Here is a 12937-nt window from a genome sequence, read left to right as displayed (position 1 = left end):
CAGAAAACAAGGAAGTGATAGCATGTTTGTCGATCAAACGAAAGTCTATGTAAAAGGCGGAGACGGTGGTAACGGGATAGTTGCTTATCGTCGTGAGAAATTCATACCTAAAGGCGGACCTGCCGGCGGAGATGGCGGTAATGGGGCCAATGTCGTTTTTGAAGTGGAAGAGGGCTTGCGTACATTAATGGATTTCCGTTATCAACGTCACTTTAAGGCACCTCGCGGAGAACACGGCATGTCCAAAAACATGCATGGTGCGGCCGCAAAGGATATGGTCATCAAGGTTCCACCTGGCACGGTTGTCATTGATGATAAAACGAAGGAAGTCATTGCTGATTTAGTTGAGCACGGGCAGCGCGCCACTATCGCTAAAGGTGGACGCGGAGGCCGGGGGAATTCTCGTTTTGCTACACCTGCCAACCCTGCACCTGAAATCGCGGAGAACGGCGAACCGGGCCAAGAACGCGATATCGTCATGGAATTGAAACTGTTGGCTGATGTCGGTTTGGTTGGTTTCCCAAGCGTAGGGAAATCCACTTTGCTTTCTGTCGTATCCGCAGCAAGGCCTAAAATTGCCGAATACCATTTTACGACGATCGTACCGAACCTCGGAATGGTGGAAACGGAAGATCACCGCAGCTTCGTCATGGCCGATTTACCTGGTCTGATCGAAGGCGCTTCAGAAGGAGTGGGCCTTGGACATCAATTCCTGCGCCATATTGAAAGAACGAGGGTAATCGTTCATGTAATCGATATGTCGGGTCTTGAAGGCCGGGATCCATATGAAGACTACCAAACAATCAATAAAGAGTTGGAAGAGTATAACCTGCGCTTGACTGAACGTCCGCAAATCATTGTAGCAAGTAAAATGGATATGCCGGACTCAGCAGATAATTTAGCGGCATTCAAAGAAAAGCTGGAAGAAGACTATCCTGTCTTCCCGATTTCTGCCGTTACGCGTGAAGGGATCCGTGAACTTCTTTATGCAATAGCTGATAAAATCGAAGAGACCCCTGAGTTCCCTCTTGAACATGAAGAAGAGAATACTGGAATCCACCGGGTTCTATATAAACATACATCACAGTCGGATGAATTTAACATTGAACGCGAACCCGATGGCAGCTTTGCCGTATCAGGATTCAAGATCGAGCGTCTATTCAAAATGACTGACTTCACACGTGAAGAGTCCGTACGTCGTTTCGCCAGACAGCTTCGTTCATTCGGAGTCGACGAAGGCCTTCGCCAAAAAGGTGCGACAAATGGCGATATCGTCCGTATCCTTGAATATGAATTTGAATTTGTTGATTGATTGTAAACCATGATGGCAGGCAAAAGGAGGCGTACGGAGTTTGAATAAGGCCGATCAGAAATTTTTCCTCGTTCGAGAGGATGTCCTTCCCGAAGCGATGAAAAAAACGCTGGATGCAAAAGAAATGATTGAACGGGGAAAAGCAGAATCAGTTTGGGAAGCGGTACAGCGAGTGGACCTAAGCAGGAGTGCTTTTTACAAATACCGTGACACGGTTTTTCCGTTTCATACAGTTGTTAAGGAAAAGCTGATTACACTGTTCTTCTATCTCGAAGATCGTTCTGGTACTCTATCGGAGCTCTTACGGCTCGTCGCCTCATCCGGTTGCAACATCATGACCATCCACCAAACGATTCCTTTGCAGGGACGTGCAAATGTCACCCTATCCCTGAATACGGGTGGGATGACGATGGATATTGATGAACTGCTTACTAAACTGCGTAAAATGGAGTTCGTCGAAAAAGTCGAAATCATTGGTAACGGCGCATGAAAACAGCCTGTACATTTGAAATGTACAGGCTGTCAGTTTGTAGACAAAAAGGTTTCGGAATCGTTACATTCCGAAACCTTTTCCAACTGATTCTGAGAGTGGCGGCTACAATGTTATAAAGAGATGAACGAACAGTTTGCCTATTCGTTTCATGCGGCAGTAGACACTAAGGAATTTGTGTTGTGGATGATGGTACCACCCGTCCGGAAGTTATCAATCATTTCAAGTTGATCTCGTTGAATAGAATAATGTTAGAAAGCGTCCTTATCATCATTTTAAAACAAAAAAAGATCAAGGGCAAAAGGAGTTCTATCTTAATGTTTAAACCAAGTTGATTGGGGCGGGTGTGCGAGACTCCTGCTTAGAAAAGCGTGTCCAAGGGAGACCCCGCAGGCGCAATGGCGCCGAGGAGGCTCCCGGACCGCCCGCGGAAAGCGAGTGCCCTACGTTCCAATCAACGGTCAATTTTTAAAAATCTAAAACAGCCTGTAGACATCCTCAATTATTATCGAGTTTGTCTACAGGCTGTTTTCATTTGTAAGAGGAAATTAACGATTAACTATTGTAAAAAATCAGAAAATGGCATAACATAAACAATAGATTTTCCGTGAAAAGGAGTTTATAATATGACATCAAAAATTGCATTTCTTGGACCAAAAGCAACGTTCACGGATTTAGCTGTATCGCGACTATTTCCTAATGATATAAAAATACCGATGAACACGATTCCGGACTGCCTTGATGCCGTTCGGGACGGGGAAGTGAATCACGCGCTCGTGCCGATCGAGAATGCTTTGGAGGGTTCGGTAAATATAACGATGGATTACTTAGTCCATGAAGTCACATTACCGATGAAAGGCGAAGTGACGATTCCAATCCAACAGCATTATATGGTGCATCCGGATCATGCATATCCTGGTTTCAAACCTGACATGGTTTATTCGCATTCCCATGCCATCGCTCAATGCCGCAAATTTCTACATAATGAGCTAAGGGGCATTCCATATGAGTATGTCACATCCACTGCAGCAGCTGCAAAGATGGTGATGGAGAATCCCGATATCAATATTGCTGCGATTGCAAATGATATGGCTGCAGAGGAGTACGGTTTGACGATTGCAAAACAAAATATTCACGATTACGAACATAATCACACCAAGTTTATCGTCGTTTCCAACAGTGAAGTCGACTATGAAGGGCATTTGACCGTTGAAGGGGACAAGAAAACGACCTTGATGATTCAGCTGCCTGCCGACCACTCAGGGCAGCTGCACCAAGTCCTTTCCGCTTTTTCCTGGAGGAAACTTAACCTTTCCAAGATTGAATCAAGACCAATGAAAACAGGATTGGGCAATTACTTTTTCATCATCGACATCGAGATGCCCCTTGACGATGTTCTCATCCCAGGAGCGATCTCTGAGCTCGAGGCCTTAGGATGTACGGTTTCGATCATGGGAAGCTATTCATGCTTTAAAGTCCAAACTGGTGTACCGCAACGATGATTTATCATTTGTGAAAATTTTTCAAGAGTGATAAATGGTACAAGCTGAGTTTTATACATTGAATAAGAAGGGTGACCCGGGAGTATTTCCGGGGCATTTTTTTTGTGAAGGCTGTCGTTAAGGTTTGTATTTCCCTTGCGTACAAGTTCCTAAAATGGTTGGCTGTCATTTTATGAAATAAATAGAAATAGGCAGGAAAAGAGCAAGAAAGGAATGCGTTCATTTTTTGATTTTTTAGGATGTGGGCGAAAGTTTTTCATGATAAAAAGAGCGGGATGAAAAACAAACACCGATTGTGATGAACGCAAATACAATAAGTAAATCTTGGTAGGTCACATGTGGAATGGGAACAGTAATACATACGTTGATGAATAATTCAGTGGATGCACCTTTTTTTATTCAAAAATGCAGAGAGAGGGTGGTGGTCAGCAGAGATGGATAATCAATTCAAAGAAACTTTCGGTTCTTGGACTCAAGCGATAGGAACCGTCATTTCTGCTGTTGCGGGTACACCATCCAATGTCTTGGACGAAGAATTTCGCAAGAACCTGGATTTGATTGGAAACGAACTTCAAGCAACAGGAAATGCCATATTGGCGGACGCGGAAGAAACCTGGTCTCTGAATAAATTCGGAAATCAAATACAGGCGATCGGGAATTCGACTGTTATCTTGGGATTGGTCATTGATTTCGATGAAGTTACGAAACAGGAATTGATCATCAAAGGTAATTTGATTCAAGCGTTGGGCGGAGGCACCGCTTTGGCAGGGGCCTACGAAAATCCGGATGAACCGGAGCAGGCCTTCAATGCTACGGGAAATTTTTTGTCGGTGATTGGGAATTCGATGCAAGCGATAGGTGGAAGTGCCGAACTTAAAAATAGCATTCTAGAAAAAGACCAAGAAAAGGATCAAAAGCAAGAAGAACAAGATAAGGAGCAGGATTTACAAAAATATCAATATCCTTATTTGGAAGATAAGCCATCTGATGCTGAATTAATCCAAGTGATGGGAGGCTGGGTACAGGCGGTCGGTGCCATCATTAGTCTTATCGGGCAGTTGAGAAGTAACGATGAAGAAAACTCCGGGGATGGCAGCTCAAATGAAAGCAATTCCAATGATGAGTGAGCATAGGGGCCAATAAAAAAAATCCTCAAAAGATATGGCTTTTGAGGATTTTTCGTTCATTCAATCGACTAAAATGCCGGCATCCCTCAAAGCACACTCCGCTTCGTCGAGCAGTTCTTCAGATGATGCGCTCAGTGTATGGAGATGGATGCCGCTCGTTAGTTCCGATAAAAAAGATGCATTCGTCGCCGTCACCCTTGAAAGGAATTGCTGGACTTCCTTACGGCTGCTGACCATGATGGAAGCCGTTAGGTCGCCGTATACGGGGTGCTCGATTTTGACATCTTTCACCGTGATGCCGATATCCACGAGTATATATAGCTCTTCTTGGGTCCGGGAAGGATCGTGTTGGCAAGCAATGATCCTTTCCGGCTTTTGAGTGTTCCCTGTTTGTAAGTACAGATAGCCCTGGCTCGTGGCAATGATAGGTTCATTCCGCGCTTTCAGGAGGGTTATGTCACCAACGATAACCTGCCGGCTTACATTCGTTATCTGCGAAAGCTCGCTGCCTGTTACCGGCTCCGCGCTTGTTTGCAATAAATGTAAGAGTTTCGTCCGTCTTTCTTCCCCGAGTAATTTCTTTCTTTCCATAAACATTCACCTCTTTAATTACAAACATTCTAACACAGATTGGAGGGTTTTATCGAATGGCAGCTATTCCTTCGATGCAGTCCGCCAACTTGTGAATGTCGTCCGCCTTCGTGGTTTTGCCAAAGGAAAAGCGGACGAATTGATGGGCTTCATATTCGCTTTTCCCAATGGCCATCATCGTTCTTGAAGGCTCCTGTTTACCGATTTGACAGGCGCTCCCCGTCGAAACGGCGAATCCCTTCTGGTTTAATTCCAGCATGATGTACTGTCCTTGCAATCCAGCGAAGGTCAGCGCCAGAATGTGAGGCAATTGCTCGTTTTTTGCTTCGATGATTTGAAAGTCGATTTTCCTTTCCGTTAGCCGCTGGATCAATTGCATCCTAAGTGTGGAAATCCGGTTTCGTTCATCTTCCATGATATCCCCCAATTTCTTAGCAGCGGTTACGAAGGAAGCTATACCGGGGACGTCCACTGTTCCTGGACGGAAACCATATTCATGAGTGATATTCGGTACCGGTGGCTTCAACTGATGGATGGCCGGGAAAATGACGGCCCCAGTCCCTTTTGGACCATAAACTTTATGACTGGAAACGGATAGTCCATCACATGAGGTAACTATCTTCCCAAGCGGTAATTTAGCAAATGATTGGACACAATCCACATGAAAAAAAGCCTGGTGTTTTCGAACGATTTCACTTATTTCCTCAATGGGTTGAATGACGCCGATTTCCGAATTCACATGCTGGACAATGACCAAGCACGTTTTCTCCGAGATACATTCCTGCAGATGCTCAATATCAACACGGCCATCTTCCAAATGCCGTAAATAAGTAACCTCGAAGCCATCTTGTTCAAGCCTTGCCACGTAATTGGCAAGAGATGCATGTTCAGTTTTGCTTACGATCAAGTGGTTCTGCCAGGATGGTTGCGAAGCGATGAACGTATCAATGGCAAGCATGTTGCTTTCTGATCCGCCGCTTGTAAAGATGATTCCTTCCTTTTTTATGTTCAGCATTTCTGCGAGTTGCTGCCGTGACATATCCAATAAACGTGCCGCTTCAGAGCCAATATCATGCAAACTGCTCGCATTCCCGAAAAACTTCCGGGATGCTTGGCTGAATACGTCGAGAGCCTCCTCATCAATCGGAGTTGTAGCGGCATAATCCAAATAAATCAAGAAATCACTTCCATCCTTTAATCTTAAAAAACTCTTGATAATAGTTTAATAATATGTAAATATAGTTGTCAAGACACCTGTCATAAACAGGAGGAATAAATAATGGAAAAAGCGGAAATCATCGTGATAGGCAGCGGGATTGCTGCCTTGAAAACGGCATTGGAAGCAAGTGAACATAAGCATGTGATACTCATCACAAAATCAAATATCCGTCATGGTAATTCTTATTTAGCTCAGGGCGGGATTGCTGCAGCAATATCTGATCGTGACAGAGTATCCTTACATAAAAAAGATACGCTGTCGGCTGGTCAGCGATATAACAAGGTGAAGGCAGTGGAAAAACTCGTCGAAGAGGGACCTTCGGTTATAGCTGAACTTATTGAATCAGGTATGCGATTTGACCATGATCATGACGGAACTCTCCTGCTTGGCATGGAGGGCGCCCATAGTGAACGAAGAATCCTTCATAGCCACGGGGATGCCACCGGAAAGTACATCATGGAACATCTTATAGAGTGCCTGAAAAACTCATCGATTACTGTGATGGAGAATGTTGCTGCAGTGGAATTGATCATCGGGAAAGATGATTCCTGCATTGGCGTCAAAACAATTGATAAGGCAGGCGACCTTGTTACCTATCATGCTGAACAGACGGTTTTGGCAACAGGCGGGTGTGGTTCCCTCTACCATTTCACTTCAAATTCACAAACGGTTTCAGGTGATGGAATCGCACTTGCATTCAAGGCCGGAGCAAAAGTTCGTGACATGGAATTCATACAATTCCATCCGACCCTGCTTTTTGTAAATGGCAAAGCGGAAGGGCTGGTTTCAGAAGCGGTACGCGGGGATGGTGCGAGATTGGTGACTGAAATGGGAAGGCCGATCATGGAGGATGTCCATAGCTTGAAAGATCTAGCTCCTAGGCATATTGTGGCCCAGACGATTTTTTCTTATTTACAGCGCGGTGAAAAGGTATTTTTGGATATTTCGATGATTAAGGATTTTAAGAATCGTTTTCCGACAGTGAGCTCATTATGTGAAAAAAACGGGCTCGACCTTCAATCGGGGAAAATCCCCGTTGCACCTGGAAACCATTTTCTAATGGGAGGGATTGAAGTGGATGAATACGGGCGAACCTCAGTCCCTTCTTTGTATGCTGTTGGTGAAGTGGCATGCACTGGTGTACATGGTGCGAACCGGTTGGCAAGCAACTCCCTTCTTGAAGGGCTGGTTTTTGGAAATACGCTTGGCCGTTTCCTTGCTAAAGTGCCGGCAAGGTCGATACCGGAGGAAAAAGAGCAGTCCAAGAGCTCCAGTCCAGTTTCCTTTTTACCTGATTTCACGACATTGCAGGAAAAATTAATGAATGAAGCGGGAATCGTTCGAAATGAAGCAGGTTTAACCCGACTGAAGGATTATCTTGAGACATTTAATATAGAAAGATTGCTGCATATGGAAGTAACGGAATTATCGATACAAGAAATAACGAAAATCAATAGCATGATCGTGGCGTGGCTGATTGCCGAATCCGCATTGACCAGAACGGAAAGCAGGGGCGGTCATTTCCGCAGTGACTATCCTAGCGAAGATGACGCCCAATGGCTTGAAAACTCGGTTATCCTTGCTTGCACGGATGTGAAAAAACGAGTGAAAGGGAGACGACTATATGAATATATTGAAGCTTAAGCAGATGCTGCAACAATTTTTAATGGAAGATATAGGGGAATGCGATGTAACGAGTGATACGATTTTCGATCAAGGTGAACAAGGAACTTTGACATTCATCGCAAAAGAAGGCGGGATCTTTAGTGGAGGGGATGTCATCAAGACGGGATTTGCATTGTTGGATGAGCAAATCGAGGTTTTCCTTTTTGTTCAAGATGGCGAAGTTTTTCAGGAAGGACAGGAGCTTGCAAGAATGAACGGCGATATGGCTTCTCTTTTAAAAGGGGAACGGGTCGTTTTGAATTTAGTGCAGCGTATGTCCGGCATTGCCACACAGGCTAATAAAGCTGCCCTGATTTTAGCGGGGACGAAGACAAGAGCTTGTGATACGAGGAAAACTACACCAGGCTTGCGGATGCTTGAAAAATATGCGGTACGTTCCGGCGGGGCATTCAATCACCGAAATGGCCTGTATGATGCAGTCATGATAAAGGACAACCATATTTCTTTCGCTGGGTCCATAACGAAAGCGGTTCAAACGGTAAAATCCAAACTGGGACATACCACTAAAGTGGAAGTGGAAACGGAATCACCACAACAGGTGCTTGAAGCAGTGGAAGCCGGTGCAGATATCATCATGTTCGATAACCGGAGCCCCGAAGAAATCAAGCAGCTGATTAAATTGGTTCCCGCCCACATCATAACTGAAGCTTCTGGAGGGATCCATTTAGACAATCTAGCTTCATATCGGGAAACAGGGGTAGATTATATTTCGTTGGGCAGCTTGACGCACAGTGTCAGGGCACTTGATATTAGCGCAAAGGTCAAAGAACGTGAGGGGATATTGAAATGAACATATTGGAGATGGCTAAAACAGCAGGAAATGCATTGCCTGAAAAGTATAAAACGATGACAAAGGAAGAGATGGAGAATCGGGTCCATGACATCAAGAAACGACTGGGGAACCGTCTTTATATCCCAGGTCATCATTATCAACGGGAGGAAGTCATTCAATTTTCGGATTCAACGGGAGATTCACTTCAATTGGCTCAGCTTTCCGCGCAAAATCGCGAAGCGGATTATATCGTGTTTTGCGGCGTGCATTTCATGGCTGAAACTGCCGATATTTTGACTGAAGAAGGGCAGAAGGTTATCCTTCCTGACATGCGTGCAGGCTGCTCCATGGCGGATATGGCGGACATTGAACAAACGGAACGGGCGTGGACAAAGCTTCAGCATTTATTTGGCGATACGATCCTTCCGCTAACTTATGTTAATTCCACCGCGGCCATCAAAGCTTTCGTAGGAAAAAATGGCGGGGCGACGGTGACTTCTTCCAATGCACAAGGGATGGTATCGTGGGCTCTTTCGCAAAAAGAAAGAATCCTTTTTCTCCCCGATCAGCATCTTGGAAGGAATACAGCCTTTGACCTTGGTATCCCATTGAATGAAATGGCTGTCTGGGATCCGCATAAGGATGAACTGATCTATGAAGGGGAACTCGAAGATCTGAAGGTACTCCTTTGGAAAGGACATTGTTCAGTCCATGAAAATTTCACCACGGCGAATATTGAAACGCTTCGAGCGGAACAGCCTGAAATGAATATCATCGTTCATCCCGAATGTCGCCGTGAGGTAGTCGCCCTGTCTGATTATGCGGGTTCGACATCGTACATCATCAATATGATCGAAAGAGCCGAACCAGGTAGTTCCTGGGCAATCGGAACGGAAATGAACCTTGTCAAGCGACTTATCGCCAATAATCCTGACAAGAAGATCATCTCGTTAAATCCGAATATGTGTCCATGTCTTACGATGAACCGAATTGATCTGCCTCACCTGCTGTGGGCGCTAGAATCCATTGAAGAAGGTATAATCATCAATCCGATCAAAGTGGAGAAGAACATAGCGGATAATGCCATCCTAGCTTTAAACAGAATGCTGGAACGCGTTTGAGTCAGTGCTTTTTAAAAAGTCTTTTGATCAAAAGAAAAAGAGGGGGAAGCCCCCCTCTTTTTTATGTAATTAAAACCATAAAGAAATTTTAAAGGTTATTCGCTTTAAAAGTATTGCCTTCATTCATATCACCGGATTTAAATCCTTTATTGAACCACCGTTTCCTTTGTTCGGATGTACCGTGCGTGAAGCTATCTGGAACCACGTACCCCTGTGCCTTTTCCTGGATACGGTCATCCCCCACACCACTTGCTGCATTCAAGGCCTCCTCAAGATCGCCTTCTTCAAGCAAATTCTCTCCTTGGACATGATGTGCCCAAACTCCAGCCAAATAGTCGGCCTGTAATTCAAGACGGACAGAATACCTATTATATTCGGTCTCGCTGACCTTTGAACGATCGGGCATTTCCTTTTCCGTTGTCCCTAAAAGTGTCTGAACGTGATGTCCGACTTCGTGGGCAATAACATAGGCATGGCGAAATCACCGGGTGCCTGAAATTCTTGATTCAACTCTTGATAAAAGCTGAGATCAATATATAGTTTCATGTCACCCGGACAATAAAATGGCCCTACTGAAGAAGCTGCCATCCCGCATGCCGATTCGACACTGCCTGAATACAGGACAAGGGTCGGTTCCTTATATTCCAGGCCATTTTTACGGAATTCTTCTGCCCAGACCTGCTCCGTTTCTGCAAGGACGACAGATACGAACTGCGCAAGTTCCTTCTCTTCATCCGTTTCGACATAAGTGTTGCCATTGTTCGATTCAGTTGAATTCAAGCTGCCTAGCAATTCGCTTTGATTACCGCCAAGGAGCGTCATGATCAAGACGATGACCAATCCGACCCCTCCGCCGATTCCGGCCATGCCTTTTTTGCTCATGCCTCTTCTGTCCTCGAAGTTCGAGCTGCCCTGTCTACCTTTCCATTTCATTATAATTCCCTCCAGGGAAGTAAGATAAGTACCTGAAGACAAAGCCTCAGGTCATTTACATTCTTATACCCGGATTTCCCTGAGTTTAGACAGAAGCTTAAAAGAAGCGTTTAAAACATGAGTGCTTCTAACCTAAAAACCATTGCCTCCTCTTTTTGGAAGAATGCAATGGTTCTAAATGAATATTCTTTTTTAGAATGGAAACCAAAGAGTCGGATGTCTTTTTTCGACATGTCATATCATTTATTTCCACCCCGAAAAAGTACCTTCCATGTCACTAAATCATTGATCCAATCATAAAAGTCATTTCTCACGCATAAGTTTTCATGATAAAAATAATAGCAATTCACCCACTGCTTCATAGAATATATGGACATATGCACAGGAGGGGTTAACAGCGTGAAAATTCATATAGTCCAAAAAGGCGATACACTTTGGAAACTCGCCAAAAAATACGGCGTCAGTTTTGAAGAACTTAAAAAAGTTAACACGCAATTGAGCAACCCGGACATGATGATGCCCGGAATGAAAATTAAAATTCCAGGGACATCCGGAGCTGTAATAAAAGAAACGGTTAAACCAAACGTGAATATTCAACAGGGAATTAAAGAATCCCAAATTCAACCGTACCAGGCTCAGCCAGCGCCTATAAAAGAGCAGCAAATTATGCAAAAAATGGCTGTTAAAGAACAGCCGATGTTTCAACAGCCTGTAAAGGAGCAACCGAAATTTCAACAGCCGGTAAAAGAACAGCCGAAATTTCAACAGCCTGTAAAGGAACAGCCGAAATTTCAGCAGCCGGTAAAAGAACAGCCAAAATTTCAACAGCCTGTAAAGGAACAGCCGAAATTTCAGCAGCCGGTAAAAGAGAAACCAATCGTTAAACAACCAGTGAAAGAACAACCAGTCAAGAAAGAGCAGCAGATCGTTCAGCCAAAGCCAATCATTAAAGAAAAGCAAAAAATCGTTCCAAAAGAAGTGCCGGTGCCCATGCCGGTGATTCCGGAAATCGATATCAATAATTATTATATGGTCAACATGACCAATATGAGTGTGCAAAAGCCTCCTGCACCACCACCTTTACCAAAGAAAAAAGAAGAGCCTGCAGTCACTAAAAAGAAGAAGAAAAAGCCAGCTGTACAGCCAGCACAGGAATATAGTGAGCCGGTGGATGATTGTATTCCAGTAACGCCAATTTTGCCCGGAAGCGGTTATTGCATTCAGCCGCCACCGTGGGCGCATATGCACATGCAAGCCCCATATCAAGTAGCTCCTGGGTATCAGGCGGCTCCGGAGACACATGGTTATCAAATGATGGAAGAGAGTTCTGATTTTTGGGGAGAATCTCCTGACATGCAAATGATGGATCAAGGATTCGTCCAAGGGGCGAGCATGAATATACCAAGCCAGCAACAATATCCATATCAAGCCTCCGCACCGGTTCCGCACCATTATTATGGAGGGATGAATCAACAAGCTCAAGTAGCAGGTTCATATATGCAGCAAGATTATGAGTCACCAGGCGAATCGCCATCTCCATACAATCATAACTTCCCTCAGCATTATTCCCAAACTGCCGGTGAGGAAGAGGAAGATTGCGGCTGTAATAAGGGGTTACTTGGCACTTATGGGCCGGAAGTGAAGGGGCAGTATCAAGGAAACCAAAAAATGGATGTCAATGCACATCACCATCCAGATTATCACCAAAATCAATCCGTTCAGTCACAGCAGCAACAGGCCCCATACCAAGGGATGTCACCTCAAGAGTCTCAGATGGGTAAAGAGATGCAATATCAATATGAAGAAGAGTCAGTAGAATCGGCTCAACAATATGAAGGATTCATGATGATGGGCGGTCAAAACGGTGGTCAGCCAGGCATGATGATGGGCGGTCAAAATGGAGGTCAGCCAGGTATGATGATGGGCGGCCAAAATGGAGGCCAGCCAGGCATGATGATGGGCGGCCAAAATGGAGGCCAGCCAGGCATGATGATGGGCGGCCAAAATGGAAGCCAGCCAGGCATGATGATGGGCGGTCAAAACGGAGGCCAGCCAGGCATGATGATGGGCGGTCAAAACGGAAGCCAGCCAGGCATGATGATGGGCGGTCAAAATGGAGGCCAGCCAGGCATGATGATGGGCGGCCAAAATGGAAGCCAGCCAGGTATGATGATGGGCGGCCAA

The 12937-nt window shown here is 45.0% G+C and carries 9 protein-coding genes and 2 pseudogenes; 8 read left to right on the top strand and 3 right to left on the bottom strand.

Annotated elements, in window-relative coordinates:
- Positions 1–22 precede the first annotated feature (22 nt).
- From obgE to J7E52_RS15560, 4 genes are all read left to right on the top strand, one after another.
- A complete protein-coding gene (gene obgE / locus J7E52_RS15575) occupies positions 23–1312 on the top strand; it encodes a GTPase ObgE (protein WP_214748235.1) in 1290 nt (429 codons plus the stop codon).
- Positions 1313–1352: 40 nt separating this feature from the next.
- A complete protein-coding gene (locus tag J7E52_RS15570) occupies positions 1353–1802 on the top strand; it encodes an ACT domain-containing protein (protein WP_061464241.1) in 450 nt (149 codons plus the stop codon).
- Positions 1803–2428: 626 nt separating this feature from the next.
- A complete protein-coding gene (gene pheA, locus J7E52_RS15565; RefSeq protein ID WP_101222781.1) occupies positions 2429–3304 on the top strand; it encodes a prephenate dehydratase in 876 nt (291 codons plus the stop codon).
- A gap of 434 nt (positions 3305–3738) precedes the next feature.
- The gene (locus J7E52_RS15560; RefSeq protein ID WP_214748232.1) at positions 3739–4431 is read left to right on the top strand and encodes a DUF6944 family repetitive protein; all 693 of its coding nucleotides are present in this window, start codon (positions 3739–3741) and stop codon (positions 4429–4431) included.
- Between the two features lie 60 nt (positions 4432–4491).
- Here the strand turns inward: J7E52_RS15560 and J7E52_RS15555 are convergent, their stop codons facing one another.
- Together J7E52_RS15555 and J7E52_RS15550 are read right to left on the bottom strand one after the other, a co-directional pair.
- Positions 4492–5022, bottom strand: a complete 531-nt coding sequence (locus tag J7E52_RS15555) for a transcription repressor NadR (protein ID WP_214748229.1) — start codon at positions 5020–5022, stop codon at positions 4492–4494.
- A 49-nt stretch (positions 5023–5071) separates the two neighbouring features.
- Positions 5072–6199: an IscS subfamily cysteine desulfurase gene (locus J7E52_RS15550; protein ID WP_214748226.1), complete on the bottom strand. Its 1128-nt coding sequence runs from the start codon at positions 6197–6199 to the stop codon at positions 5072–5074.
- Between the two features lie 102 nt (positions 6200–6301).
- Here J7E52_RS15550 and nadB point away from each other — a divergent pair, with 102 nt between their 5' ends.
- The 3 genes from nadB to nadA are packed head-to-tail and all read left to right on the top strand — an operon-like array spanning position 6302 to position 9820.
- Positions 6302–7885, top strand: a complete 1584-nt coding sequence (nadB, locus tag J7E52_RS15545) for an L-aspartate oxidase (RefSeq protein WP_214748223.1) — start codon at positions 6302–6304, stop codon at positions 7883–7885.
- Complete coding sequence (gene nadC / locus J7E52_RS15540; RefSeq protein ID WP_214748220.1) at positions 7866–8717, top strand: carboxylating nicotinate-nucleotide diphosphorylase; 852 nt, start codon at positions 7866–7868, stop codon at positions 8715–8717. The genes nadB and nadC overlap by 20 nt, the downstream gene beginning before the upstream one ends.
- Entirely contained in the window at positions 8714–9820 is a 1107-nt protein-coding gene (gene nadA, locus J7E52_RS15535; RefSeq protein ID WP_214748217.1) for a quinolinate synthase NadA, read from the top strand. The genes nadC and nadA overlap by 4 nt, the downstream gene beginning before the upstream one ends.
- An 88-nt stretch (positions 9821–9908) precedes the next feature.
- On the opposite strand, the pseudogene ypfJ reads toward nadA, so the two are convergent.
- Positions 9909–10753 (bottom strand): annotated as a pseudogene (gene ypfJ, locus J7E52_RS15530) (KPN_02809 family neutral zinc metallopeptidase).
- Positions 10754–11152: 399 nt separating this feature from the next.
- On the opposite strand from ypfJ, the pseudogene safA reads away from it, so the two are divergent.
- Positions 11153–11297 (top strand): annotated as a pseudogene (gene safA / locus J7E52_RS27450) (SafA/ExsA family spore coat assembly protein); the annotation flags it as partial.
- Positions 11298–12937 lie beyond the last annotated feature (1640 nt).

The sequence above is a fragment of the Bacillus sp. ISL-34 genome, from assembly GCF_018613325.1.
GTDB lineage: Bacteria > Bacillota > Bacilli > Bacillales > DSM-1321 > Peribacillus.
This window is presented reverse-complemented; position numbering and strand designations above follow the sequence as displayed.

What these genes read in the sequence shown, in the direction of transcription:
- obgE (WP_214748235.1), top strand. Translation starts at nt 23, where the DNA reads ATGTTTGTCGATCAAACGAAAGTCTATGTAAAAGGCGGAGACGGTGGT.
- nadC (WP_214748220.1), top strand. Translation starts at nt 7,866, where the DNA reads ATGAATATATTGAAGCTTAAGCAGATGCTGCAACAATTTTTAATGGAA.
- pheA (WP_101222781.1), top strand. Translation starts at nt 2,429, where the DNA reads ATGACATCAAAAATTGCATTTCTTGGACCAAAAGCAACGTTCACGGAT.
- J7E52_RS15560 (WP_214748232.1), top strand. Translation starts at nt 3,739, where the DNA reads ATGGATAATCAATTCAAAGAAACTTTCGGTTCTTGGACTCAAGCGATA.
- nadA (WP_214748217.1), top strand. Translation starts at nt 8,714, where the DNA reads ATGAACATATTGGAGATGGCTAAAACAGCAGGAAATGCATTGCCTGAA.
- nadB (WP_214748223.1), top strand. Translation starts at nt 6,302, where the DNA reads ATGGAAAAAGCGGAAATCATCGTGATAGGCAGCGGGATTGCTGCCTTG.
- J7E52_RS15555 (WP_214748229.1), bottom strand. Translation starts at nt 5,022, where the DNA reads ATGGAAAGAAAGAAATTACTCGGGGAAGAAAGACGGACGAAACTCTTA.